The sequence below is a fragment of the Pseudoxanthomonas sp. genome, from assembly GCF_035999195.1.
In the GTDB taxonomy this organism is placed as follows: Bacteria; Pseudomonadota; Gammaproteobacteria; order Xanthomonadales; family Xanthomonadaceae; genus Pseudoxanthomonas_A.
This window is the reverse complement of the sequence record NZ_DASYGY010000009.1, coordinates 555,181-579,389: the sequence shown is the minus strand read 5'-3', so window position 1 is coordinate 579,389 and position 24,209 is coordinate 555,181. Positions and strand designations below refer to the sequence as shown.

Here is a 24,209-nt window from a genome sequence, read left to right as displayed (position 1 = left end):
GCCAATCCGCGCGGCATCACGCTGTGATCACGCCTGCCAAACAGGAACTGCGATGCCGCCGCGCCACTGCGGTTCACGTCCCAGACGGGGTTGTCGACGCCGCACTCACATGCCTGAAGAGAGGGCGCGCAATGAATCCCGTTGCTGGCAAGCCCATTGCGTGCACCGCGCCCTACATCCGGAACACGCCGAACTTCGCCGGTTCGATCGGCGCGTTGAGCGACGCCGAAATGCCCAGCCCCAGTACGCGGCGGGTGTCGGCAGGATCGATGATGCCGTCGTCCCACAGTCGTGCGGTCGCATACCACGGGCTGCCTTGCGACTCGTACTGCTCGCGGATAGGGGACTTGAACGCCTCCTCCTCCTGCGCGCTCCACGTCTTGCCGGACGCTTCGATGCCGTCGCGCCTGACCGTCGCCAGTACGCTGGCGGCCTGCTCGCCGCCCATCACGCTGATGCGCGCGTTCGGCCACATCCACAGGAAGCGCGCGCCGTAGGCCCGGCCGCACATGGCGTAGTTGCCGGCGCCGAAGCTGCCGCCGATCACCACGGTGAACTTGGGCACGCTGGAGCACGCCACGGCGGTGACCATCTTCGCGCCGTCCTTCGCGATGCCGGCGTTCTCGTACTTGCGGCCGACCATGAAGCCGGTGATGTTCTGCAGGAACACCAGCGGGATGCCGCGCTGGTTGCACAGCTCGATGAAGTGCGCGCCCTTGAGCGCGCTCTCGCCGAACAGGATGCCGTTGTTGGCGACGATGCCGACCGGATAGCCGTGCAGGTGGGCGAACCCGGTGACGAGCGTCTTGCCGTAGCGCGCCTTGAACTCGTCCAGTTCGCTGCCGTCGGTGATGCGCGCGATCACTTCGCGGATATCGAACGGCCGGCGCGTGTCCTTCGGCACGATGCCGTACAGCTCTTCGGCCGCGTACAACGGCTCGCGCGCCTCGCGCACGGCCACCGGCAGCACCTTGCGGCGGTTGAGGTGGCCGACGATGCCGCGGGCGATCTCCAGCGCATGGCGGTCGTCCTCGGCGAAATGGTCGGCCACGCCGGACACACCGGTGTGCACGTCGGCGCCGCCAAGCGCTTCGGCATCGACCACTTCGCCGGTCGCCGCCTTCACCAGCGGCGGGCCGCCGAGGAAGATCGTGCCCTGTTCCTTGACGATGATCGATTCGTCGCACATGGCGGGCACGTAGGCGCCGCCGGCGGTGCAACTGCCCATCACCACCGCGATCTGCGGGATGTTCTCGGCGCTCAGTCGCGCCTGGTTGTAGAAGATGCGGCCGAAGTGCTCGCGGTCGGGGAACACCTCGTCCTGCAGCGGCAGGAACGCGCCGCCGGAATCGACCAGGTAGACGCAGGGCAGCCGGTTCTCGCGCGCGATTTCCTGCGCACGCAGGTGCTTCTTCACCGTCATCGGGAAATAGGTGCCGCCCTTGACGGTGGCATCGTTGGCGACGATGACGACTTCGTTGCCCATCACCCGGCCGATGCCGCAGACCATGCCGGCGGCGGGAGCCGCGCCGTCGTACATGTCCTCGGCGGCCAGCGGCGCGATCTCGAGGAACGGTGAACCCGGGTCGAGCAGGGCGGTGATGCGGTCGCGCGCCAGCAGCTTGCCGCGCTCGGTGTGCTTGTTGCGGGCCTTTTCGCCACCACCGTCGGCCGCGTGCGCCAGGCGGCGGTCCAGTTCCTGCACCAGCACGCGATGGTAGGCCGCGTTGGCGATGAAATCGGGAGAGCGCGGATCGAGTTGCGAGGCGATGGCGGGCATGCGGCACGAGGATGCAGGAAAGGCGGCATCACACCACAAAGCCCGGCATGCGCCAAACGGCACTGCAAAAAAAAGCCGGCAATCGTGTCGGCATGGCGTGTCGTCGTCCGATGGCCATCACGGCACGCCCGAAACAACAAGGCCCGCTTTCGCGGGCCTTGTCCGAATCGCGATGAGGCGAGTCGATTACTGCTTGGCTTCTTCGGCCTTGGCTTCGGCCTTGTCGGCGACTTCAGCGGCCTTGTCGGCGGTGGCTTGGGCGGCGTCGGCGGTGGCCGAGGCAGCGGCGGCGGTCGCGTCGGACGCGGCGGCTTCGGTGGCGGCAGCAGCGTCGGCGGCGGCGGCCGTGGCGGCGGCGGCAGCGTCGGCGGTCGCGGCAACGGCAGCGTCGCCAGCGGCGGCAGCGGCGTCGCCGGCGGCCGAGGCGGCATCACCGGCAGCGGCAGCAGCCTGGTCGGCGGACGCGGCGGCGTCGGCGGCAGCGGCGTCGGTGTTCTCGCTCTTGGTGCAGGCGCTCAGGGCCAGGACGGCGGCGGCCAGCAGGACGGTGGTCTTGATCTTCATGTGGATCCCCAAATCGGTGTGTGGAAGAAGAAGGCGTCGGGATGGCGTCCGTCCGTCCTCGGAACGAGGCGAATGGGATGCCCGGACGCGGATACAGAAAAAGCCGCCAGCGAACTGGCGGCTTTCTCAGTGTAACGCCAAATCAGGCGGCTACCAGCAGATTACTGCTTGGTGGCTTCCTTGGCAGCGTCGGTCGCGGCTTCGGCGGTGTCGGCAGCTTGGGCAGCGGCGTCGGCAGCAGCGTCGGCGGCTTCCGTCGTGGTGGCGGCGGCAGCGTCGGTCGCGGCGGTGGCAGCGGCGTCGGCGGCGGTCGCAGCGGCGTCGGCCGACTGCTGGGCGGCGTCGGCGGTCACTTCGCCAGCGGCGGCAGCGGCGTCAGCAGCGGCCTGGGCTTCGGTCGCGGTGGCAGCGGCGTCGGCAGCGGCGTCGGCAGCCTGGTCCTGGTTCGAGCACGCAGCCAGGGCGAAACCCAGAGCCAGCGCGATCAGAGCCTTGTTCATGGTCATCGTTGAATTTCCTCGTCGTTAGTTAGGCAACGCGCAATTGCGCGCCTGCAACATGATGACAAGCCCATTACGGCTGTCAAGCGGTTGGCCGGTTATCTTTGTCAATCCGTTGTTAAGGCTCATGGGGCAGGCGAAACCGGGCCGCTTCGCCCCCCTTAACTGCGCAAAATCCTCAGAGCATTTCGACCGCGATCGCGGTCGCTTCGCCGCCGCCGATGCACAGCGTCGCGACACCGCGCTTGAGCCCGCGCGCGCGCAAGGCGTTGAGCAGGGTCACCACCAGGCGGGCGCCGGACGCGCCGATCGGGTGGCCCAGCGCGCAGGCACCACCGTTGACGTTGACCTTGGCGTGCGGGATGCCCAGTTCCTTGATCGGCGCCATGGCCACGACGGCGAAGGCCTCGTTGACCTCGAACAGGTCCACCTGGTCCACCGTCCAGCCGACCTGCTTGAGCAGCTTGTCGATGGCGGCGACCGGCGCGGTGGTGAACCATTCCGGCGCCTGCGAGTAGGTGGCATGGCCGACGATCTTCGCCAGCGGCTGCAGGCCGCGCCTGGCCGCTTCGTCGGCGCTCAGCAGGACCGTCGCGGCGGCGCCGTCGGAGATGCTGGACGAACTGGCGGCGGTGACACTGCCGTCCTTCTTGAAGGCGGGCTTCAGCGTGGGGATCTTGGCGATGTCGGACTTGCCCGGCTGTTCGTCGGCGGCGACCTCGACGTCACCCTTGCGGGTGGCGACCTTCACCGGGACGATCTCGTCGTTGAAGGCGCCGGACGCCTGCGCGGCCTGCGCGCGCGTCACCGATTCGATCGCATACGCGTCCTGCTCCTCGCGGGTGAAGCCGAACTTGGCCACGGTGGCCTCGGCGAACACGCCCATCGCCTGTCCGTCGTACGGGCTGGTGAGGCCGTCCCATGCCATGTGGTCCACCGCCTGGAAGTTGCCGTAGCGGTTGCCGGTGCGCGAGTTGGGGATCATGTGCGGGGCATTGCTCATGGACTCCATGCCGCCGGCGACCACGATGCTGGCCGAGCCCGCCTTGATCAGGTCGTGCCCCAGCATGATGGCCTTCATGCCCGAGCCGCAGACCTTGTTGATGGTCGTGGCGCCTGCGGCGTCCGGGATACCGGCCGCGCGCGAGGCCTGGCGCGCCGGCGCCTGGCCCAGGTTGGCCGGCAGCACGCAGCCCATGATGACCTCGGACACATCGGCGGCCGGAATGCCGGACTGCTCCAGCGCGGCGGCGATGGCGGCGGCACCGAGCGTCGGCGTGGGCACGCCGTTGAACTGGCCGAGGAACGAACCGATGGCAGTGCGCTTGGCGGCGGCGATGACGATGTCGGACATGGAGGCTTCCCGCGTGGAGTGAGATCCCGATTATCCCGCCCCGGCACGACGCGCGGCAAATCGGCCGTTGGTACAGGGTCGCATGCCCCGACGCGGCGTATGCTCGGGCCGGAGGTGAGTGCCATATGCCGAAACAGCCGTCCGCAAACGGGGTGCCGCGTGCCTTCGTCGTTCCCTGCGCCACCCTGGATGCGGGCGCTCCGTGGCGCTGGCTGCGCGCCGGCTGGCAGGACCTGCGCCGCGCACCGGGCCTGTCGCTGCTGTTTGGCGGGGTGATCGTGCTGGTGAGCGCCGGCATTTCCTGGCTGGCCTTCGCGCTGGGCCGCTTCGCGCTGCTGGCGACCCTGCTGTCGGGGTTCGTGTTCGTCGCGCCGCTGATCTGCGTGGGCCTGTATTGCGTGAGCCGCGCGCTGGAGCAGGGGCGCACGCCGCGCCTGCGCGATTCGTTCGTGCTGGCGCGTCGTGTGCTGGGGCAGGCGGGGGTGTTCGCGCTGGGGCAGGGCGTCATCATCCTGCTCTGGTCGCGCGCCGGGATGATGGTCAGCGCGTTCTTCCCGTTCGATGGGAGCGATCCGGGTGCGTTGTGGGAGTTCCTGGTGCTCGGTTCGGCCGTCGGCGCGGTCTTCGCCACGCTGACCTTCGCGGTGACCGCGTTTTCGCTGCCGATGATCGCCGACCGCGACGTCGACATGGTCACGGCTGCCGTGTCCAGCGTGCATGCGGTGATGCGCAACCGGGGCGTGATGGCCATCTGGGGCCTGGTGCTGGTCACGCTGACCGTCCTCGGATTCGCCACGGCGTTCCTCGGGCTGGCGATCCTGATGCCCTGGCTGGCCTACGCCGCGTGGCATGGGTACCGGGAAACGCTGGATGCGTCCGCGTGGCCTGCACTGAAGTAGATGACGCGCCAGCGAGGAAGGGGGCCTCAGGCCGCCATCGCCATCCATGAACCAGACGGTGGGCCAAGGCCCACCCTACGGCGGCGGGTGTATCAGCCGCGTTCGTCGAGCGGCGAGGTAGGCGGGCTTCGGCCCGCCATCGCCATCCGCGAACCTAGGCGGTGGGCCAAGGCCCACCCTACGGCGGCGGGTGGATCAGCCGCGTTCGTCGAGCGGCGAGGTAGGGCGGGCTTCGGCCCGCCATTGCCATCCATGAACCAGGCGGTGGGCCGGGGCCCACCCTACGACGATCGGACGATCAACCGCGGCCGTCGAACAGTTCCCGGCCGATCAGCATGCGGCGGATTTCGTTCGTGCCGGCACCGATCGCGTAGAGCTTGGCGTCGCGCAGCAGGCGGCCGGCCGGATACTCGTTGATGTAGCCGTTGCCGCCCAGGGACTGGATGGCTTCCAGCGTGACCTGCACCGCCGCTTCGGATGCGTGCAGCAGGCAACCTGCTGCCGCAGCGCGCGAACCCTGGCCTTCGTCGAAGCCGCGCGCCACCTGGTAGGCGAAGGCGCGGCTGGACTGCAGCGCGGTGTACATGTCGGCCAGCTTGCCCTGCATCAGGCCGAACGTGCCGATGGCGGCGTCGAACTGCTTGCGCTCGCGCACGTAGGGCAGGGTGATGTCGAGTGCCGCCTGCATCAGGCCGATGGGTCCGCCGCTGAGCACCAGCCGCTCGGTGTTCAGGCCACTCATCAGCACGCGCACGCCCTGGTTGACCTCGCCCAGCACGTTCTCGGCCGGGATCTCGCAGTTCTCGAACACCAGCTCGCAGGTGTTGCTGCCGCGCATGCCCAGCTTGTCCAGCTTCTGCGCGGTGGAGAAGCCCTTCATGCCGCGCTCCACGATGAAGGCGGTCATGCACTTGCTGCCCGCGTCCTTCCCGGCGGTGCGCATGTAGACCAGCAGCACGTCGGCTTCCGGTCCGTTGGTGATCCACATCTTGTTGCCGTTGGCGACCCAGACGCCGTCGCGAAGTTCGGCACGGCAGCTCATCGAGCCGACCACGTCGGAACCGGCGCCCGGTTCGCTCATCGCCAGCGCGCCTTTCCACTCGCCGCTGCACAGCTTGGGCAGGTACTTCGCGCGCTGTTCGGCATTGCCGTTGAGGTAGAGGTTGGACACGCACAGGTTAGAGTGCGCGCCGTAACTCAGGCCGACCGAGCCCGAGGCGCGCGAGATCTCCTCCATCGCCACCAGGTGGGCCAGGTAGCCCATGCCGCTGCCGCCGAACTCGGGGTCCACGGTGATGCCCAGCAACCCCAGTTCGCCCAGCTTGGGCCACAGGTCCTGCGGGAACGCGTTGTCGTGGTCGATCTGCGCCGCCCGCGGCGCGATCTCGGTCTGCGCGAACCGCTGCACGGCCTCGCGCAGCGCATCCAACTCTTCGCCCAGCGGAAACCCGCTGACGGTATCCGGTCGCATTCGGTCCTCCCTCCTCCGCGGCCCAACTTCCAGTTTTTTCTGTACGTCGTTTTACGTCAGTGTTCGCCGCGCAGATGCCCCATGAAGCGCGGTGCGGTGCGGCCCAGCGGCAGCTTGAGCTTGCCGATCGCGGTCATGCGCGCTTCGGCGATGCGGTCGGCTGCATACTGCGGCGCGATGTTTTCCTTCTCCGCCAGGTCGAAGATCCTGCCGACGGTGTGGTAGATGGTCCGCATCATGCGCATGGCGCGCTCGCGATTGTAGCCGTCGATCTCCAGCGAGACGTTCATCACGCCGCCCGCGTTGACCGCGTAGTCGGGCGCGTACAGGATGCCGCGCTTGGCCGCTTCGACGCCGGTGACATGCGACATCTGGTTGTTGGCGGTGCCGCAGATGACCTTGGCCTTCAGGCGGGGCAGGGTCTGTTCGTTGATGGCGTACTCCAGCGCGCACGGGCTGAACACGTCCACCGGCAGGTCGTAGATCTCGTCCGGCTTGACCGCCTCGGCGCCGTATTCCTCCACCGCGTGCTCCACCAGCGCCGGATTGAGGTCGGTGACGAACAGCTTGGCACCGCGTTCCTTCAGCAGCTTCACGTACTCCATGCCGATGTGGCCCAGGCCCTGCACGGCGATGCTGTACTTGCCGATCTCCTCGTTGCCGAACTTGCGGTTCAGCGTGGCCATCAGGCCCTGCAGCGCACCGTAGGCGGTGAACGGCGCCGGGTCGCCGGAACCGCCATGGACCTGGTGCACGCCGACCACGTACTCGGTCTCGCGGTAGACGTTCTCCATGTCGTTGACGTCGGTGCCGACGTCCTCGGCGGTGATGTAGCGGCCGCCCAGCGAATCGACATAGCGTCCAAAGCTGCGGAACAGCACCTCGGTCTTGTCCACGCTGCTGTCGCCGATGATCACCGCCTTGCCGCCGCCCACGTTCAGGCCGGCCAGCGCGTTCTTGTAGGTCATCGTGCGGCTCAGCCGCAGCGCATCGGTCAGCGCCAGCCCGCTGTCGGCGTAGGGACGCATGCGCACACCGCCCAGCGCGGGGCCCAGCACGGTGCTGTGGATGGCGATGATGGCCTTCAGCCCGGCGTCCGGGTTGTGGCAGAAGACGACCTGTTCGTGGCCGGACGTGTCGAGGGTTTCGAAGATCATGGGTGGCTCCGGTGCGCGGGTGGGGACCGGCGCGGGCTTGCCTGTGGGCGGCTAACGGGTTGTCAGAAAAGAAAAAAGCGACGTTTCCGGATCACGCCGTGGTCGTCGCAGGGCGTCAGTCTAATCCAATCGGTCCGCGGCGAGATGACAGGGTGGGGCGACCGGCCGACGGGATCCGTGCCCTTGCGGGAATAGAACGGTCGTGCTATTTCATGGCCCATGACGCCGCACGCTGCCACCCACAAGGGGAATGCCACCCGCGAGATGATCGTCGCGCGGGCCTACGACATCGCCGCCAGGCACGGACTGGAGGGGCTGTCGATCGGTGAGCTGGCCACGGCCGCCGGCATGTCGAAGAGCGGCGTGTTCGCCCACTTCGGCTCGCGCGAGGACCTGCAGCTGACCGTGCTGGAGTGGACCGCCGAACGCTATGCGCGCGCGGTCATTGCGCCTGCAGTGGGTTTGCCGCGTGGTCTGCCGCGGCTGCGCGCGATCATGGAGAACTGGTTCGGCTGGGTCTGCGACAACCCGGACGGCTGCGTCATCCTCGCCGCCGCCCACGAGTACGACGCCCGCCCGGGCCTGCTGCACGACCGCATCGTCGACTGGCTGCGCCAGCTGCGCCTGCAGCTGATGAAAGCGATCGGCATGTGCATCGAGACCGGCGAACTGTCGCGCGACACCGACCCGGTACTGCTGGCGTTCGAGCTGTTCGCCATCGCCCAGGGCCTGCACGACGCCCGCCTTTACGACGCCGACCAGGCGCCGCACCTCGCCCGCCGTTCCCTGGACCGCCTGCTGGCGTCCTACGGCGCCCCCGCCGTCTCCACCCCCGCCTGACGCCCCCGAGGGCCCACCGCCATGGCCGCTGTCACTGCACCTCGAAATAGCACGACCGTTCGCAAACCCGTGGCCCTGCGCCTGCTCAGCGTCCGCCTCGCCGTCGGCAGCTGGATCGCGCCGCGCAGCACGCTGGCCCGCGCCTTCCAGCTGTTCTGCACCCCGATGCCTGGCGCCCGCACCCGCGCGCGCCAGGCCGACACGGGCGGCGCGCGGCTGGGCGAACTCGCCTTCGGCCGCGAACGCCTGGCGACCTACACCTGGGGCGATCCGGGCCGCGAGCCGACCGTGTTGCTGGCCCATGGATGGTCCAGCTTCGGCCTGCGCTTCCTGCCGTGGGTCGAACCGCTGCGTCGTGCCGGCTACGCCGTGGCGACGTTCGACCAGCCGGCGCATGGCCGCAGCAGCGGGCGCCGCGCCACGCTGCCGATGTTCGCCGAGGCGATCGCCCGGGTCGCCGATCACACCGGTCCGCTGGCGGCGGTCGTCGGTCATTCGCTCGGCGGCGCCGCGACCGCCATCGCCATGGCGCGCGGCCTGCAGGCCGACCGCGCGATCCTGCTGGCGCCCGCGGCCGACCCGTTCGATGCCGCGCAACGGTTCGGCGGCATGGTGGGACTGGCGCAGTTCCTCAGCCGACGCCTGTTCGACGACTACCAGGAACTCACTGCGCACGACATCCGCGACCTGCACGCGCAGGCCACCGCACCGCGGATCGCGCGGCCGGGCCTGGTGGTGCACGACCTGGAAGACACCGACGTGCCGTGGTGCGAAGGCGAGCGCTATGCGCGCTATTGGCCGCAGGCCACGCTGCTCAGCACCACCGGCCTCGGCCACCACCGCGTGACCATCGCGCCGGAAACGCTGGACGCCTCGCTGCGTTTCCTGCGTGGCGAAGCCGTCGGCCAGCGCGTGGTCTCCACGCGTGAGCTGCCATTCGGGCTCTGCTGACCGGGCGCTACAACGCGCGGTAGGGGCGCTGGCGGATCCACAGGGTTGCCAGCCACTTCTCGCCGGCTTCGACCGGCAGGCCGGCGTGCAGGCTGTCCGGATCGGGACGACCGTCGGCGTGCAGGTTGTCGAAGACCACGGCCCTGCCTGCCTTCGGGGCAATCTCCAGTCCTGCGCGCGGGAACGCCGTGGCGCCGCCTGCCTCAACGCCGTTGAGATACACGCAGATCGTGCGCAGCCGGTTGCCCGCGTCGGGCCGATCCGTTTCCGGCGAACCCGGCGGCAGGTAGTCGCGATGCGGTCGGTACTGCTCGCCCGGCAGGTAGCGCAGCACGGTCAGGCGTTCGGCATGCGCCAGCGGCACGCCGGCAGCGGCGGCCATCCGCGCCTGCACCAGGCGGATCGCCACGTCCTCCAGCATCGGGTCATGCGTGGCATCGCTGCTGGTACGCAGCGCCACCTCGCGCGGCGCGCCGGTGCGCGGATCGACGGCGCGCGAGCGCCTCAGCCGGGGCAGGCTGTGCGCGATCAGCAGCCGGCACTCGTCCGCCGACAGCAGGCCGTCGATCGTCCAGACGCGCGGCGCTTGCGCGCGTTGGGTGACCGCCGGCACCGATAGCACGTCGGCGAGCTCAAGCACGCCGGGCGCGCCCGGCCATGCGAGGCCGGCATCACCCGGTACCTCGGGCAGGGACGGATGGCCAGCCGTCATCAGCTGCTCGCGCAGCTGCGCGGCGGCGGCAGGGTCGGGTGCCATGCCTTCGCCGCGCGCCAGCCGCTCCGCCAGCAACATCGCGGCGACGGCATGTCCCGCATGCGCGGCCTGTTCGAGCAGGGCGATGCAGCGCTGCTGATCGTCGGGTGCCGCCTTGTGCCCGAAGTACACCGCCAGCGCGAGCATGGCCGACGGATGCCCGCCGTTGGCCGCGGCCAACAGGCGCGCCTGCACGGCGCCGTCGAAGGGCAGGGCGGTACCGCCCGCGCCCAGCCATGCCAGGTAATAGGCCGCCGCCGGATGACCCCGCTCTTCCGCAACCGCCAGCCAGGTGAGCGCGCGCCCGATGTCCTGCGGGGTGCCGACCCCATGCATCGCCATGCGTGCGGCCTCGATCATGGAGGCGGGATGGCCGGCATCCGCGGCCTGCACGTAGCACGCGAACGCCTGCTCGTGCTCACCCTGCTGCACCAGCGCGCGCGCCTGCGCGAACAGCGCGTCGCCCGTGGTGGTGGATGTTCCGGTCTGTGCCGCATTGGTCCGCATGCGCGGATGGTAGCGGAAGCCCGGCGATCCACCGCGCCACCGCACGCCACCGTAGGGTGTGCGTGCCGTGTCCACTGGTGTGCAATTGGTGAGGTGTCCACGCGCGAGCGGCTACAATCCCGCGTCTGTCCGCACTGCCAGTGAGTCCGCGTGAGCACACCCGCCAGCCAGTTTCCCGCCGCCCAGGCCGACGCCACGCCGTTGCGCTTCGTCACCGCCGCCAGCCTGTTCGACGGGCACGACGCGGCCATCAACATCATGCGCCGCCTGATCCAGGGCGAGGGCGCGGAAGTCATCCACCTGGGCCACAACCGCAGCGTCGAGGACGTCGTCCGCGCCGCGCTGCAGGAAGACGCCGACGCCATCGCGCTGTCCAGCTACCAAGGCGGGCATGTCGAGTACTTCAAGTACATGGTCGACATGCTCAAGGAACGCGGCGCCGGCCACGTGCGTGTGTTCGGCGGCGGCGGCGGCACCATCACGCCCGAAGAAATCGCGGAACTGCAGGCCTACGGCGTGGAGCGCATCTACCACCCGAACGACGGCATGAAGATGGGCCTGGTCGAAATGATCGGCGATGTCATAGCGCGCACTGCGCGCAATGACCGGGAATCGGGATTGGGGAGTCGGGATTCGAGAGAGCCGAAGCCTGCGATCAATGACGAGATGGGCATCGGCCGGATGTTGTCCGCCATCGAGGACGGCGTGTTCTCCGAGGCCGAGCTGGCCCTGATGCGCAAGGGTTGGGCGGCCCAGCGCGCTGCCGAATCCCCAATCTCCAATCCCGAATCCCGCCCGATCACGCCAGTGATCGGGATCACCGGCACCGGCGGCGCCGGCAAGTCGTCGGTCACCGACGAACTGATGAACCGCTTCCTGTCCTGCTTCCCGCAGATGCATATCGCCGTGATCTCGGTCGATCCCACCCGTCGCCGCACCGGCGGCGCGCTGCTCGGCGACCGCATCCGCATGAACGCGCTGCGCAGCGAGCGCATCTACATGCGCTCGATGGCCACCCGCCGCCAGCACGTGGCGACCAATGCCGTGCTGAAGGACTGCATCGCCTTCCTGAAGTCGCTCGGCTTCGACCTGGTGATCGTCGAGACCGCCGGCATCGGCCAGAGCGATTCGGAGATCGTCGACCTGGTCGACTTCCCCATGTACGTGATGACAAGCGACTACGGCGCGGCCAGCCAGTTGGAGAAGATCGACATGATCGACTTCGCCGAGCTGATCGTGCTGAACAAGTACGACAAGCGCGGCGCCGAAGACGCGCTGCGCGACGTGCGCAAGCAGTGGAAGCGCAACCGCGTGGCGTTCCAGACCGCGGATGCCGACGTGCCCGTGTATCCCACGATCGCCAGCCAGTTCAACGACCCCGGCGTCAGCTGGATGTTCGCCAACCTGTGCCGCCTGCTGCGCGAGAAGCTGCAGCTGCCGGCGGAGACGTGGACGCCGGCCATCGACACTACGCTGAAGGAGCCGCGCGCCACCGTGCTGATCCCCGGCAGCCGCGTGCGCTACCTGGCCGAGATCGCCGAACAGGGGCGCGGCATCAACCGCCGCATCGAGACCGAAGCCGAGACCGCCAGCCGCGCGCAGCACTACTGGAATGCGCTGAAGGATCTGGAGGATCCGGCGCTGCCGAAGGCGCTGGAGTTGTATGCATCGGATGCGCTGCTTCCCACCTCTCCCCTTGCGGGAGAGGTCGCCGCGCCGCGCGCGGCGGGAGAGGGGGCGGGCGCGGACTCACCCTCTCCCCAACCCCTCTCCCGTGAAGGGAGAGGGGCTCACCCCGTGGATCGTTCATTGCTCACCCTCCGCCAGCGCTACAACGACGCCCTCCAGTCGCTGTCGTCCGAGGCGCTGAAGCTGCTGCGCGAGTGGCCGGCGCGGCACAAGGCCGTGACCGATCCGGTCAACGAGTACCAGGTACGCGGCAAGACCATCCGCATCGACAACTACACCACCTCGCTCAGCCACCAGCAGATCCCGAAGATCGCGCCGCCGCCATACCAGGGCTGGGGCGAACTGCTGACGTTCCTGCAGAAAGAGAACCTGCCGGGCAGCTATCCGTACACCGGCGGCGTGTATCCGTACCGCCGCACCGGCGAGGACCCCATCCGCATGTTCGCCGGCGAAGGCACGCCGGAGCGCACCAACCGCCGCTTCCATTACCTCAGCGTCGGCCAGCCGGCCGCGCGCCTGTCCACGGCCTTCGACAGCGTCACGCTGTACGGCGAAGACCCGGCGCCGCGCCCGGACATCTACGGCAAGATCGGCAACTCCGGCGTCAACATCCCCACGCTGGACGACATGAAGAAGCTGTACTCCGGCTTCGACCTGTGCGCGCCCACCACCTCGGTGTCGATGACCATCAACGGACCGGCGCCGATCATCCTGGCGATGTTCATGAACACCGCCATCGACCAGCAGGTGGAGAAATACCTGAAGGCCGACGACGCGCGCTGGGCCGAGGCGCAGAAGAAGATCGACGCCTTCTTCGAAGGCCGCGTTCGTCCGCAGTACCACGGCGAACTGCCGCCGACCAACAACGGCCTGGGCCTGGGCCTGCTCGGCATCACCGGCGACCAGCTGGTGGACGCGGACACCTACGCCCGCATCAAGGCCGAGACACTGGCGACCGTGCGCGGCACCGTGCAGGCCGACATCCTGAAGGAAGACCAGGCGCAGAACACCTGCATCTTCAGCACCGAGTTCGCCCTGCGCATGATGGGCGACATCCAGCAGTACTTCGTCGACCACGCGGTGCGCAACTTCTACTCGGTGAGCATCAGCGGCTACCACATCGCCGAGGCCGGGGCGAACCCGATCAGCCAGCTGGCTTTCACCCTGTCCAACGGCTTCACCATCGTGGAGTACTACCTGGCGCGCGGCATGAAGATCGACGACTTCGCGCCCAACCTGTCGTTCTTCTTCAGCAACGGCATGGACCCGGAGTACACCGTCATCGGTCGCGTCGCCCGCCGCATCTGGGCAAGAGCGATGCGCGAGCGCTACGGCGCCAACGAGCGCAGCCAGATGATGAAGTACCACATCCAGACCTCGGGCCGCTCGCTGCACGCGCAGGAGATCCAGTTCAACGACATCCGCACCACGCTGCAGGCGCTGTACGCGCTGTTCGACAACTGCAACAGCCTGCACACCAACGCCTACGACGAGGCCATCACCACGCCGACGGAAGAAAGCGTGCGCCGCGCGGTGGCCATCCAGATGATCATCAACAAGGAGCTGGGGCTGAACTTCAACGAGAACCCGTGGCAGGGCAGCTTCGTGGTCGACCAGCTGACCGACATCGTGGAAGAGGCGGTCTACAAGGAATTCGAGGCCATCAGCGAGCGCGGTGGCGTGCTCGGCGCGATGGACACCATGTACCAGCGCGGCAAGATCCAGGAAGAGTCGCTGTACTACGAGCACAAGAAGCACGACGGCAGCCTGCCGCTGGTAGGCGTGAACACCTTCCTGCCGCGCGAGCACGGCGGCGAGATCGCCACCGAGATCGAGCTGATCCGCTCGACCGAGGACGAGAAGGCCCAGCAGATCGCCAACGTCCGTGCGTGGCAGGCCAGCCGCAACGCGCTGGCGCCGGAAGGCGAGACCGACCACAGCCACGCCGCCGCGCTGGAAGAACACGCCGAGCCCGAGGTGCACGATGGCCATGGCCTGGCCTACCTGCAGCGCACCGCGCGCGAGCGCCGCAACGTGTTCGAGGCCCTGATCGAGGCGGTGAAGACGCACAGCCTAGGCCAGATCAGCCACGCGCTGTACGACGTGGGCGGCGAGTACCGGCGGAACATGTAATCGTCGTCCACGGCCGTGGCGGCGGACTGCAACACGGAGAGAGTCGCCATGTCGTCCCATGAAGTCATTGCGCTGGTCACCGATGCACTGCGCGGTCAACTGGTGTCGGCGTTGCCGGCCGGTGTGCAGGTGATCGTGGGGACACCGCCCGCCGACGCGCCCGCGCGGGACGGCCTGTTCGTCCAGCTGTTTCGGATCGGGATGGCGAAAACGCGGCGCAACGAGGTGATGGAGCGCCGCGTGGGGGCAAGCACCCTGCTGCCGCCGCTGGAGCTGGAGCTGGACTACCTGATCGCCGGCCTCGGCGGCGAGGCGCTGGCCGAACTGGCCCTGCTGGACGCGGCGCTGCAGTCGGTGTCCGAGCGACCGATGCGCATGCACGACACGCTGGGCGAAGGCCTGTCGCAGCCCGCGCGCTGGGCGTCGCTGGCCTCCGGATCGTTGACCGTGCGCTGGCTGTTGCTGGATGTGCCGCTGGAGCAGATGGCGGGCCTGTGGGCCGCGTCCGGGATACGGCAGCGGGCAGGGCTGTTGGTCAGGGCCGAGGTGCAATGGCGCGCGGAGCCGCCGTCACCGGCGCCGGTCATCGGGGTCTAGTTGCGAGCGTTCCCTCTCCCTGCGAAGCGGGTAAGACCTGCTTGCACGGTGTCGCCCTGATCGCCCGTGCCGTCATCCCCGCGCAGGCGGGGACCCAGCGCCTTGTGTGCATCGAAGCCACGTCACTGGGCCCCCGCCTGCGCGGGGGTGACGGCTGTGCTCAATGCATCGACGTTTCCCTCTCCCCGCTATCGCAGGGAGAAGGAAAAGCGTCGGTGCTTCAACCGTAAGCTCCCCGTCCGCGCCAGGAACTTCGCCGCGCTGCTGCATGCGTATGGTGGGTTGCGTCCCATGACGGCCAGCGTTATGGGGGGGCCGTGATCCGGGACTTCGCCGACAAGGAAGCCGAGAAAGTCTGGAACGGCACGCCCTCGCGGCGCTTGCCGGCCGGCATGCAGGCCGTGGCGCGTCGCAAGCTGCGCAGGTTGAACAATGCGGCGACCCTGGACGATCTGCGGATTCCCCCGGCCAATCGGCTTGAGGCGCTGAAAGGCGGCCGCAAGGGCCAGCACAGCATCCGGATCAACGATCAATGGCGCGTCTGCTTCCGCTGGAAGAACGGTGACGCGCATGGCGTGGAAATCGTCGATTACCACGGAGCTGTATCCAAGAGATTCGTTTCCATGAAGACCCTGCCCAACATCCATCCCGGTGAAGTGCTCTTGGAGGAGTTCCTGCTCCCGATGGGCATCAGCCAGAACGCGCTGGCGCGCGCCGCGGAGGTTCCGCCGCGCCGCATCAACGAGATCGTGCTCGGCAAGCGTGGTATCACCGCCGACACCGCGGTCCGGCTGGCGGCGGCGCTGGGGACCAGCGAGCGGTTCTGGCTGGGCTTGCAGGCGGACTACGATCTGGAGGAAGCGCATCGCGTCCTCGGTGATGCGGTCGCCCGGATCGAGCGGATCGCGGCATGAATCAGGAACCCCGCCACGGCGGGGTTCTTCTTTTCAGGGGCGAACACGTTGCATCGATGGTTCCCTCACGATGCATCGATGTTTCCCTCTCCCTGCGAAGCGGGGAGAGGGTGCCGAAGGCGGGTGAGGGGCGAACGGAGAGGCGATGCTTCGGCGCCCGGTGGATTACCGCGCTCTGCCCCTCATCCGCCCTCCGGGCACCTTCTCCCCGCTGACGCAGGGAGAAGGAAACGGGTTACCGGTACACCCCCGGCCCGCGCCAGATCAGTTCGCCGCGGCGGTAGATGCGCATGACGTTCACCACGTCGCGGGCGTCGCCGATGGCGGCCAGTTCCGGGTCCCCGGGCTGCACCAGGCGGCAGCCGCCGGAGCCGCGGGTGGCGACGATCTCCAGGGCGCAGACCATCAGGTCGCGGCGGCCGGGCAGGGGGAAGGCGATTTCCTTCATGCCCTGGGCCTGCCATTGGGCGATCTTCAGTTCATTGCGCAGGTCGTAGTAGATCTGGTGGCCGTCCACTTCCATGCTGGGGGTGGCGGCGTTGCCCTGTTGGTTGCCCTGGCGCTGGCCGCTGCCGACGGTGGGGCCCAGGTTTTCGGGGGCGGTTTCCTGGGCGAGCATGCCGGGGGGCTGGCCCCAGCGGGCGGAGCGGCGCCAGGCGGGTGGGCTGGACGGGGGGCGGTTCTGGGGTGGGGCGATGGCCTGCTGGCTGGCCGGGGGCTGGGGTTGGCTTTCGTCGGGGGCGACGGGGTTTTCGACCTCGGTCACGCGGGTGGTGTCCACCGGGGAGGTGACGGGGGTGGTGACGAGGGGTTTGCGGGGTGTGGGGCGCTCGCTGGGGGTCGGGCTGCCGGTCGGGGGAACGGGCGGATTGGGGGTGGCGTCGGTGGGGTCGCCCAGGAAGTCGACCTTGACGCGCGCGCCGCCGGCGCTGCTGCTCTCGGGCTGGGACAGGGTGATCCTGGAGGAGTACAACAGGGCGGCCAGGAACAGGACGTGCACCAGCAGGCTGACGAGGGAGCCGATGCTGCGCTCGTGCCGTTTGATGTGGAGGTCTTCCCTGTCCAGCGGACTCAGCGACGCCGCGCGCGTGCGGCTTGGCGCGTCACTCATGTGGGGGTGAGGGCGTCGGGGGAGGGGGAGTTCATGCGGTGGGGTGGTGTGAGGAAGGCATTGCGATTACGGTGCATGATAACTGTCGCTTTCTCTACAAATGCATGCGTCTCATGAACCGCTGCAGCGCACCGCGAAAGCCTTGCCAGTTTCCGCGCTTTCTCCATGGGTGGATGCTTTCGGCTGAAAGCGTGTCGTAACTGTTTTGATGCTGCGGGCTGAGGTTCGGCAAGTTTGGAGTCGGCCTCACCTGAGTTGGATCTACTCTGGATGATTCAATGGCCATAACAAAGCTGAAAAGAATAGCTATTCATAACTACAAGTCATTGCGCTACGTGGAGCTATTTCCAGCGCAATCTGACTTCACTGTTTTGGTGGGTCGAAATGGGTCTGGCAAAACAAACTTGGCGGATGCGTTTGATTTTCTGAAGTTGGTTTACCAGCTAGGACTTGAGCATGCGATAGCCAGAAAAGGCGGCTATGAAAACATTGCTCATCGAAAAGAGCGTAGATCAAGAACGGCAATTCAGTTCGAGATTGAGATGAGCATGACGATGCGCCTGGCGGAAATTTATCCTGAGCTTCGCAGGCGCGGTGTTGATGATGGGGTGGGTCCGGCCGCTACAATTCACATGAAGCACAAATTTTCGTTTCGAGCTACTGGCCAAGGGATTCGAAGCGAGTTTATTGTCTCTGATGAGTGCTTGACACTGAATATTGATGGCTCACTTGCTCAGCAAGATCTTTTCGGGGCGCCTAGCGATGAGGTGTCATTGCGTAGGTCGGCCGGAGGCGAGGTTACGGCCTCCGCTGATGATCGATCTAGATTCGCAACTGCCGTCCTTTTTGAGCCAAGATTCTGGGCTGCACAAGAAGCTCCTGCAGTTGTGCTGCCCGCAACAGAGCTTCTATCAACTTTTCCTTACATAAGGTCTTCAGTTCCAGGTCGCCTGTTCAACTGGCTGCAGCGAATGTCTGTTTTTCAGTTGTCTCCAGAGGTCGCGAGAAGTCCAGGTGTTCCGACCCCTAATCCTTCTCTAAGTAATAGGGGTGAAAATTTGCCGGCGGTCGTCGATTGGATGCAGCGACACCACGCGGAAGAGTGGGGGAACGTTGAAAGCCTCATGAAGGATATTGTTCCAGAGATTGAAAGTATTTCTGTTGACTACTTACACACTCGGACGTTGGGGATTTTCTTCAAGGAAAGAGGTGTGGGACGATCATGGACTGCGGAGGAAGTGTCGGACGGCACCATCAGGTCGTTGGCAATACTGGTCGCTTGCTATGACCCGAGAGCCGCGTTGCTTTTTATTGAAGAGCCAGAGAATTCTCTTCACCCCTGGATAATTAAGGTAATTATGGGTGGATTGAGGAAGCTCTCTTCAAGAAAACCTATTTTGCTAACAACTCACTCGCCGCTAGTGCTCAACTCTGTTTCACCAGAGGAAGTGAGCGTAGTGTTCAAAAAGAATGGGGAAACAGCTGTTCAGCAGCTAACAGCTTTTGATTCACAGCTTCAAGATGATTGGGTTGCTGGTCGCTTCCGCCTCTTCGACTACATAGATGCGGGGATGGTCGCGGAGGCAGTACCTTCTGGTGCGTCGCAATGAGGGTTGGGGTGATATGCGACGGGGATGCCGAGGTGGAAGTTCTGAAGGTTATTCTCGGGAAACTATCTTTAGCCGAGATTGAACTGCTTGGCGCGGTATACGCAGACATGCAGCCAAGCGCGCCAAATGCGCAGGTGGTTTTCGCTGCGCGAAGTCGCATTGAGATATGGCGTGCGAGGAGGGTCAATAAGATTGTGGTGGTTATTGATCGGGAGCAGTCCTCTATGTGTCCGGGTCAGCGTGCGCAAGAATTGCGCGCTGCTTTCCATGGCTCAGGATTCACAGAGGTTGAAGTTGTCGTGAAAGATCGGAAGCTGGAGAACTGGTTGCTCGCGGATGCGGAGGGTGTCTCGACGCTTAAAGGGTTCAGCATCTCCGATTCGTTAGCGCGGCGTGTCAGAAATGCTGGTGCTGACTCCATTGGCGATGCTCAAGCTGAACTAGAGCGTGCTTCCAGTAAGGGGTACGGGAAGCGTCGTGACGCAGTGCGGATTGCGCAGGTGTCTAGTATTGCCGTCATAGAGGAGAGATCTAGGTCTTTCCGGCGATTTCTTCGTCATGTTGGTCATCCCTCTTATCAAACTCAAAGTCGGCACTTTGTTTCGGCAACTAGTTAGGGGAGGCTCAGGTCGAATTGCCGTTGCCGTAAGCGACTGAATCTTCCCTCTTCTCGCAACCCGTAAGGTGGGCTTCAGTCCGCCCTACGCTTGAAGCGTTATCGGGGTGCGCCGAGCGGTGATGGATTGCGTAGGGTGGGCCCTGGTCCACCGGCGTGCGGCTTGGACGGGTCGGACTTCTGCCACATCGATGCGCGGGCTGCGGCGACGGTGATCACATGATTGCTTCGGCGCGCTGCCGGCATGTCGAACTACCGTCGCGTCTGGGGGTGGGGATCAAGACCGGGGGGGGGCGTCGCGGGCATCACATGCTCACTTTCCACTTCCGAAGAGCACCTCAAAACTTCTTTGATTCACCCGTAAGTCTCTCCAGGGCGGGAAAAAGCCTGACGAGAGCGCAAATAAGTCTCTCTCTTCTCACTTTCACCCGCTCTAAAGCGCCGCAAAGCCTCTCTCCTCACACATCACGCCGCTTTAAAGCGGCAAAAAGCCTGGGGAGAGAGCAGGGAAGTCTCTCTCTTCTCACTTGCACCCTCTCTGGAGCGACCGAAAGCCGCTCTCGTCACACATCGAGCCTCTCCCGAGAGGGAAAAAGCCTGGCGCGCGCGTGGCAACGCCTCGCCGAACGCCGCGGCCGCAGCCCGTGACCAACGGCACCGCGCAGGGGACCAACGTCACTCGTGCGCCTCCCGCCGACCCGTCACAATTCCATGCACCTGGACATCGGACGCCCGTGATGACGCCTCGCCGCCTGACCCCCGCACTGCTCACCCTGCTGGCCGCCACCCTCGGCCTCACCGCCCCGGCACACGCCGCCGACGACGAAGGCCGCCTCATCACCCGCAACGCCGACGGCGCCTGGTTCCTGCAGCAGCCCGAAGGCACGCCCGGCCAGGGCTGCGTGGCCCGCTTCACCGCCGCCAAGAAGGACCCGTCGCAACTCGCCCTGATCGGCCCCAGCGCCAAAACGCCCAGCGGCGCCCTCCTGCTGCACGGCCCCCGCATCGCCGCACCCCCGGCCGCGAAGGAAGTCAGCGTGCAGGTGCAACAGGACGGCCTGCCGCCCGCGACGATGCGCGGCGCCCTGATGCCGGCCAGCGGCGGTCAGAGCGGCGGCTTCGTGATGATCCCCGTCGGCGACCTGAAACAGACCATGGCCTCCATGCGCCCCAAGGAAACCGGCATGACCGCGCGGGTGGACGGCGTGGACGTGTTCGCACTGTCCTACGAGGGCCTGGACCAGGCGCGCAGCGCCATGCTGGACTGCCTGGCCGGCAAGCCCTACACCGGCGGCAAGACCCTGGCCGAAGCCACGTCGGAGATCCGCCTGATGGGCACCGGCACCATCGCCGGCACCGCCTTCTACAAGGGCGCGATGCTGGCCAAGAAGCAGTACCCGCCGAAGGGCAGCCAGCGGGTCGGCCTGATCCACATGAGCGACGAGTTCAAGCAGTGGTTCGAGACGGTCAGGCAGAGCCAGAAGATGCCCGACCGGATCCCCGAGCGCATCGCCAAGCACTTCATGTTCGCCACCATCCTGGACGACCAGGGCAGCTTCCGTTTCACCCGGCTGCCACCCGGCGAGTACCTGCTGATCGCCGACTTCTCCTACAAAGAGACCGTGACCCGCAGCGAAGTGACCGGCCGCACCGACGTGTTTGTCGGCAACCAGCACATCGGCTCCAACGACCAGGTCGCCTACTGGTTCGAGGACGTGAAGAAGAACACCACCTTCTCCAAGACCGTGCACCTCAAGGACGGCGAAGCCCTGCAGGTGAGCCTGGACAAGTCGATGCTGGGCTGCTTCTTCATCTGCCGCTGACCGCGCCGCCGTCGTAACGGGGCAGGGCCGTCGGCGCTTGCGTCCACCCATAGCCCGGGTCAGCGCAGCGCACCCGGGGCCGACGTTCCCGCTGCCCCTACGGTCGGCCGCGTAGGGCGGGCCTCGGTCAGCCGCCGGCGCGTCTCACACCAGGATGCACCGAGACCTGTTTCCCGGCGCGTCTTCTAACATTAAGACCCGACGTTCCATCAAAAACATCCAACGTTCGATCAAAACGATCCAACGTTCCATCAAAACCATCGGCTCATCTAACACAAACATCCAACGTTCCATCAAAACGATGCAACGTTGGATCGAAACGATGCAGTCGTCTAACACTAAGGCCCAACATTCCATCGAAACGATCGAACGTTGCATCGAAAAGATCCAACGCTGCATCGAAAACATCCAACGCTGAGTCGAAACGATGCAACCGCCGCCGGACCCCCTGAGCGCCGGCCGGCGAACCGGCCCGCCGACACCGGCCTCAGGCGCCCGACACCCGCGCCCGGTTCCGCAGCGACAGGCAGTAGGCCACCGTCACCCCGATGCCGAGCAGGATGGCCAGCGAACCGCCGACCACCGCCACGTCCTTCGGCGCCGCGATCCAGAACCCCGCATAGACCAGGCCGCTGAGCGCCATCGACCAACCGGCCACGCGCTGTGCCTGCCGCGCCCGCGTACTGGGCACGAACCGCTTGGGCATCTGGTTGCCGAACCACGCCACCATCAGGCCGATCGATCCCATCACGATGCGGTCGACCATCTCGCCGTCGATGTAACCGCGCGAGCGGGCGAACGTGGCGCACAGCGCCAGCACCACGATACCGATACCCCAGGCCAGGCTGGTCATCACTTCTCTGTTCATTTCGCAGATTCCTTCTTGGATGTGGGCGCGGGGCTGCCCGCCCCGAACGAGTGGACGAAGCCGAGCAGTGCGTCTTCCAGCACCGACAGCTTCAGGTGGTAGATCACCGACTTGCCGACCTTTTCCGCATGCACCAGGTCGGCCTCCTTCAACACCGCGAAGTGCGCCGACATGGTCGGCTTGGACACGTCGAACTGGTCGCTCAGCTCGCCCGCGCTCAGCGGCCCCTGACGCAGCAACTGCAGCACCTGGCGGCGGGTGGGATCGGAAAGGGCGCGGAAGACCTGGCTCATGGTGCGATAGTTAGCTAAACATCGAAATGTGTCAACCGCCGCCCGTCGGGGCGAGGCATGGCACCATGCGCGCCTTCCTCCAGTTGTGAGACGACGCATGCTGCGCGCGCTGGTCCTGTCGCTGTGCCTGATATCTCCCGCGGCGGTCGCCGCCGGTCCCGCGTTCGACGTGCACGTGCATCTGCGCGACGGCGAGACCTCGCTGCAGCAGTACCGCGACGACGTGCGCGCCGCCGGGCTGGACCTGTCCGGCATCGGCGTGATGTGGTTCGGCGGTCCGCACCAGGCCCGGCAGGGCGAGCTGGCGAAGATCCGCGCCGGCAACGACCGCGTCATCGCCCTGGCCGCCAAGCACGCCGACGTGCTGCCCATCGCCACCGTCCACCCCTACGACGGCGACGCCGCCCTGGCGGAACTGGCCCGCGTGGCCGCCGCCGGGGTGAAGGTGCTGAAGATCCACGCCCACACCCAGGGCTTCGACGTGGCCGACCCGCGCCTCGAAGCGCTCGCGCGCCGCGCCGGCGAACTCGGCGTGGCTGTGCTGATGGACAACGCCAACATCCTGCCGGGCGACAGCGAAAAGCTGTTCAACCTGGTGGTGCGTGTACCGAAGACGAACTTCATCCTCGCCCACATCGGCGGCCTGAACTTCCGCTTCTGGAACATCCTGGCCCTGGCCCGCACCGCCGACGGCTTCGGCTTCGAAAACCTCTACTTCGATATCTCCGCCACCGTGCTGGTGGTGGCCGATTCGCCGGTGGAAGCGGAATTCCTGTGGACCCTGCGCAACGTCGGCCTCGACCACGTGCTGCTCGGCTCGGACTATCCGCAGATCGGCCTCGGCCGTACCGTCGACGCATTCGAACGCCTGGACCTGAGCGACGAAGAGAAAGCGAAGATCCGCAGCGGGAATGCGATGAAGCTGTTCGGCCGCTGACGCGTGCATGTCGTAGCCCGGGTAAGCGCAGCGCACCCGGGGCAGCGTGCAGCGCATGCACGGACCGAACAGCGCCCCTCATCCGCTTTCGGCACCTTCTCCCCGTTGCACGGGGAGAAGGGAAGTGCGCATGCGCGTGCTGTGTTCGCGAAGGAGCAACATTCACCGTGGTAAACGCATGCAGCAACGCACATCGTGACGGGTCGCTGTCACCTTCAAGCTGAAGCGGTTCATCGCGATCGTGAATGCATGCGGTTGTGGGTGAAGGAGTCGCGTCGTAGCATCGGGCAACGCCGGTCGGGAGGGATTCTGGATGCGTAGATGGACGATGGTGGCGCTGTTGGGTCTGGTGGCATGCACGGGGATGCGCGCCGGGCAGGCGGGCGATGAAGCGGCCCCTTCGGCGATTGCCGCAAGCGGCGCATTCGACGGTGAATGGGCGGCCTGCCACGGCGAGACCCCGCCGGATCAATGCAGTCGCTACGTGCTGCTGCAACGCGGCGACCGCATCTGCGGTACCTGGTTTCATTTCGCTACGGGAAAAGAGTACAGGGGCAGGATCGTCGCGCGCGCAGACTCGTCCACGGAGGCGCGGCGCACGCATGTGTGCGGTCGTCGGAGCGTCGAGTCCGATACCGAATGCGAAGACGGCTGGCAGCGCATCGACAAACCCCTGCGCCTCTGCAAAGGCAGACTCAGCGACCGCACGCGCGCCGATGGAAGCTGCTCCGCCTACTACCGGTCCGTTCCGCTGGCCGACGACGCGCGCGATGCCTTGTTGGAGGAGCCGTGGATGCAGGCGTGCCTGTCGGGCGAGCCGTGATGTCATCCACGAACGACC

20 protein-coding genes and 1 pseudogene are annotated in these 24,209 nt (G+C 66.5%); 11 read left to right on the top strand and 10 right to left on the bottom strand.

Annotated elements, in window-relative coordinates:
* Nucleotides 1-172 precede the first annotated feature (172 nt).
* The 4 genes from VGN58_RS09850 to VGN58_RS09835 all read right to left on the bottom strand — a co-directional run bounded on the left by VGN58_RS09850 (nucleotide 173) and on the right by VGN58_RS09835 (nucleotide 4,198).
* Nucleotides 173-1,780 carry a carboxyl transferase domain-containing protein gene (locus VGN58_RS09850; RefSeq protein WP_327483068.1) on the bottom strand — a complete coding sequence of 536 codons (1,608 nt, stop codon included), beginning with the start codon at nucleotides 1,778-1,780 and terminating at the stop codon, nucleotides 173-175.
* Between the two features lie 186 nt (nucleotides 1,781-1,966).
* The gene (locus VGN58_RS09845; protein WP_327483067.1) at nucleotides 1,967-2,344 is read right to left on the bottom strand and encodes a hypothetical protein; all 378 of its coding nucleotides are present in this window, start codon (nucleotides 2,342-2,344) and stop codon (nucleotides 1,967-1,969) included.
* A 161-nt stretch (nucleotides 2,345-2,505) separates the two neighbouring features.
* Nucleotides 2,506-2,850 (bottom strand): hypothetical protein, encoded by a 345-nt coding sequence (locus tag VGN58_RS09840; protein ID WP_327483066.1) that lies wholly within the window; start codon nucleotides 2,848-2,850, stop codon nucleotides 2,506-2,508.
* 172 nt (nucleotides 2,851-3,022) lie between these two features.
* A complete protein-coding gene (locus VGN58_RS09835) occupies nucleotides 3,023-4,198 on the bottom strand; it encodes a thiolase family protein (protein ID WP_327483065.1) in 1,176 nt (391 codons plus the stop codon).
* A 125-nt stretch (nucleotides 4,199-4,323) separates the two neighbouring features.
* Between VGN58_RS09835 and VGN58_RS09830 the strand changes: the two genes are divergently transcribed.
* Nucleotides 4,324-5,097, top strand: a complete 774-nt coding sequence (locus VGN58_RS09830; protein WP_327483064.1) for a DUF2189 domain-containing protein — start codon at nucleotides 4,324-4,326, stop codon at nucleotides 5,095-5,097.
* Nucleotides 5,098-5,395: 298 nt separating this feature from the next.
* Here the strand turns inward: VGN58_RS09830 and VGN58_RS09825 are convergent, their stop codons facing one another.
* Nucleotides 5,396-6,568 carry an isovaleryl-CoA dehydrogenase gene (locus VGN58_RS09825; protein WP_327483063.1) on the bottom strand — a complete coding sequence of 391 codons (1,173 nt, stop codon included), beginning with the start codon at nucleotides 6,566-6,568 and terminating at the stop codon, nucleotides 5,396-5,398.
* A 56-nt stretch (nucleotides 6,569-6,624) separates the two neighbouring features.
* Complete coding sequence (locus VGN58_RS09820) at nucleotides 6,625-7,725, bottom strand: Glu/Leu/Phe/Val dehydrogenase dimerization domain-containing protein (RefSeq protein WP_327483062.1); 1,101 nt, start codon at nucleotides 7,723-7,725, stop codon at nucleotides 6,625-6,627.
* 219 nt (nucleotides 7,726-7,944) lie between these two features.
* Between VGN58_RS09820 and VGN58_RS09815 the strand changes: the two genes are divergently transcribed.
* Nucleotides 7,945-8,565, top strand: coding sequence for a TetR/AcrR family transcriptional regulator (locus tag VGN58_RS09815; protein ID WP_327483061.1), 621 nt, complete (start codon nucleotides 7,945-7,947; stop codon nucleotides 8,563-8,565).
* A 69-nt stretch (nucleotides 8,566-8,634) separates the two neighbouring features.
* Entirely contained in the window at nucleotides 8,635-9,516 is an 882-nt protein-coding gene (locus VGN58_RS09810; RefSeq protein WP_327483060.1) for an alpha/beta hydrolase, read from the top strand.
* Nucleotides 9,517-9,523: 7 nt separating this feature from the next.
* Here the strand turns inward: VGN58_RS09810 and VGN58_RS09805 are convergent, their stop codons facing one another.
* Complete coding sequence (locus VGN58_RS09805; protein WP_327483059.1) at nucleotides 9,524-10,777, bottom strand: 2OG-Fe(II) oxygenase; 1,254 nt, start codon at nucleotides 10,775-10,777, stop codon at nucleotides 9,524-9,526.
* A 150-nt stretch (nucleotides 10,778-10,927) separates the two neighbouring features.
* On the opposite strand from VGN58_RS09805, the gene VGN58_RS09800 reads away from it, so the two are divergent.
* The 4 genes and pseudogenes from VGN58_RS09800 (at nucleotide 10,928) to VGN58_RS09785 (ending at nucleotide 16,110) form a co-directional block, all read left to right on the top strand.
* Nucleotides 10,928-14,599, top strand: coding sequence for a methylmalonyl-CoA mutase family protein (locus tag VGN58_RS09800; protein WP_327483058.1), 3,672 nt, complete (start codon nucleotides 10,928-10,930; stop codon nucleotides 14,597-14,599).
* Nucleotides 14,600-14,647: 48 nt separating this feature from the next.
* On the top strand, nucleotides 14,648-15,196 hold the full coding sequence (locus VGN58_RS09795; protein WP_327483057.1) for a Pvc16 family protein: 549 nt from the start codon (nucleotides 14,648-14,650) through the stop codon (nucleotides 15,194-15,196).
* A gap of 317 nt (nucleotides 15,197-15,513) precedes the next feature.
* Nucleotides 15,514-15,792: pseudogene (locus VGN58_RS09790) on the top strand (type II toxin-antitoxin system RelE/ParE family toxin); the annotation flags it as partial.
* A 27-nt stretch (nucleotides 15,793-15,819) separates the two neighbouring features.
* Nucleotides 15,820-16,110 carry a HigA family addiction module antitoxin gene (locus tag VGN58_RS09785; protein WP_241047338.1) on the top strand — a complete coding sequence of 97 codons (291 nt, stop codon included), beginning with the start codon at nucleotides 15,820-15,822 and terminating at the stop codon, nucleotides 16,108-16,110.
* Between the two features lie 235 nt (nucleotides 16,111-16,345).
* On the opposite strand, the gene VGN58_RS09780 is transcribed toward VGN58_RS09785, so the two are convergent.
* Complete coding sequence (locus VGN58_RS09780) at nucleotides 16,346-17,221, bottom strand: type II toxin-antitoxin system RelE/ParE family toxin (RefSeq protein WP_327483056.1); 876 nt, start codon at nucleotides 17,219-17,221, stop codon at nucleotides 16,346-16,348.
* 278 nt (nucleotides 17,222-17,499) lie between these two features.
* Between VGN58_RS09780 and VGN58_RS09775 the strand changes: the two genes are divergently transcribed.
* Together VGN58_RS09775 and VGN58_RS09770 are read left to right on the top strand one after the other, a co-directional pair.
* Nucleotides 17,500-18,831, top strand: coding sequence for an AAA family ATPase (locus tag VGN58_RS09775; protein WP_327483055.1), 1,332 nt, complete (start codon nucleotides 17,500-17,502; stop codon nucleotides 18,829-18,831).
* A gap of 1,353 nt (nucleotides 18,832-20,184) precedes the next feature.
* The gene (locus VGN58_RS09770; RefSeq protein ID WP_327483054.1) at nucleotides 20,185-21,270 is read left to right on the top strand and encodes a carboxypeptidase-like regulatory domain-containing protein; all 1,086 of its coding nucleotides are present in this window, start codon (nucleotides 20,185-20,187) and stop codon (nucleotides 21,268-21,270) included.
* Nucleotides 21,271-21,757: 487 nt separating this feature from the next.
* On the opposite strand, the gene VGN58_RS09765 is transcribed toward VGN58_RS09770, so the two are convergent.
* Together VGN58_RS09765 and VGN58_RS09760 are read right to left on the bottom strand one after the other, a co-directional pair.
* The gene (locus VGN58_RS09765; protein WP_327483053.1) at nucleotides 21,758-22,138 is read right to left on the bottom strand and encodes a hypothetical protein; all 381 of its coding nucleotides are present in this window, start codon (nucleotides 22,136-22,138) and stop codon (nucleotides 21,758-21,760) included.
* Nucleotides 22,135-22,431: an autorepressor SdpR family transcription factor gene (locus VGN58_RS09760; protein ID WP_327483052.1), complete on the bottom strand. Its 297-nt coding sequence runs from the start codon at nucleotides 22,429-22,431 to the stop codon at nucleotides 22,135-22,137. The genes VGN58_RS09765 and VGN58_RS09760 overlap by 4 nt, the downstream gene beginning before the upstream one ends.
* A gap of 97 nt (nucleotides 22,432-22,528) precedes the next feature.
* Between VGN58_RS09760 and VGN58_RS09755 the strand changes: the two genes are divergently transcribed.
* Both VGN58_RS09755 and VGN58_RS09750 read left to right on the top strand, forming a co-directional pair.
* Nucleotides 22,529-23,368 (top strand): amidohydrolase family protein, encoded by an 840-nt coding sequence (locus VGN58_RS09755; RefSeq protein ID WP_327483051.1) that lies wholly within the window; start codon nucleotides 22,529-22,531, stop codon nucleotides 23,366-23,368.
* Between the two features lie 328 nt (nucleotides 23,369-23,696).
* A complete protein-coding gene (locus VGN58_RS09750) occupies nucleotides 23,697-24,191 on the top strand; it encodes a hypothetical protein (protein ID WP_327483050.1) in 495 nt (164 codons plus the stop codon).
* Nucleotides 24,192-24,209 lie beyond the last annotated feature (18 nt).

Excerpts from the sequence above, each read along its gene's own strand:
- VGN58_RS09820 (WP_327483062.1), bottom strand. The coding sequence starts at position 7,725 with ATGATCTTCGAAACCCTCGACACGTCCGGCCACGAACAGGTCGTCTTC.
- VGN58_RS09780 (WP_327483056.1), bottom strand. The coding sequence starts at position 17,221 with ATGAGTGACGCGCCAAGCCGCACGCGCGCGGCGTCGCTGAGTCCGCTG.
- VGN58_RS09825 (WP_327483063.1), bottom strand. The coding sequence starts at position 6,568 with ATGCGACCGGATACCGTCAGCGGGTTTCCGCTGGGCGAAGAGTTGGAT.
- VGN58_RS09830 (WP_327483064.1), top strand. The coding sequence starts at position 4,324 with ATGCCGAAACAGCCGTCCGCAAACGGGGTGCCGCGTGCCTTCGTCGTT.
- VGN58_RS09850 (WP_327483068.1), bottom strand. The coding sequence starts at position 1,780 with ATGCCCGCCATCGCCTCGCAACTCGATCCGCGCTCTCCCGATTTCATC.
- VGN58_RS09775 (WP_327483055.1), top strand. The coding sequence starts at position 17,500 with ATGGCCATAACAAAGCTGAAAAGAATAGCTATTCATAACTACAAGTCA.
- VGN58_RS09755 (WP_327483051.1), top strand. The coding sequence starts at position 22,529 with ATGCTGCGCGCGCTGGTCCTGTCGCTGTGCCTGATATCTCCCGCGGCG.
- VGN58_RS09805 (WP_327483059.1), bottom strand. The coding sequence starts at position 10,777 with ATGCGGACCAATGCGGCACAGACCGGAACATCCACCACCACGGGCGAC.
- VGN58_RS09785 (WP_241047338.1), top strand. The coding sequence starts at position 15,820 with ATGAAGACCCTGCCCAACATCCATCCCGGTGAAGTGCTCTTGGAGGAG.
- VGN58_RS09835 (WP_327483065.1), bottom strand. The coding sequence starts at position 4,198 with ATGTCCGACATCGTCATCGCCGCCGCCAAGCGCACTGCCATCGGTTCG.
- VGN58_RS09750 (WP_327483050.1), top strand. The coding sequence starts at position 23,697 with ATGGTGGCGCTGTTGGGTCTGGTGGCATGCACGGGGATGCGCGCCGGG.
- VGN58_RS09795 (WP_327483057.1), top strand. The coding sequence starts at position 14,648 with ATGTCGTCCCATGAAGTCATTGCGCTGGTCACCGATGCACTGCGCGGT.
- VGN58_RS09815 (WP_327483061.1), top strand. The coding sequence starts at position 7,945 with ATGACGCCGCACGCTGCCACCCACAAGGGGAATGCCACCCGCGAGATG.
- VGN58_RS09770 (WP_327483054.1), top strand. The coding sequence starts at position 20,185 with ATGACGCCTCGCCGCCTGACCCCCGCACTGCTCACCCTGCTGGCCGCC.
- VGN58_RS09840 (WP_327483066.1), bottom strand. The coding sequence starts at position 2,850 with ATGACCATGAACAAGGCTCTGATCGCGCTGGCTCTGGGTTTCGCCCTG.
- VGN58_RS09760 (WP_327483052.1), bottom strand. The coding sequence starts at position 22,431 with ATGAGCCAGGTCTTCCGCGCCCTTTCCGATCCCACCCGCCGCCAGGTG.
- VGN58_RS09765 (WP_327483053.1), bottom strand. The coding sequence starts at position 22,138 with ATGAACAGAGAAGTGATGACCAGCCTGGCCTGGGGTATCGGTATCGTG.
- VGN58_RS09845 (WP_327483067.1), bottom strand. The coding sequence starts at position 2,344 with ATGAAGATCAAGACCACCGTCCTGCTGGCCGCCGCCGTCCTGGCCCTG.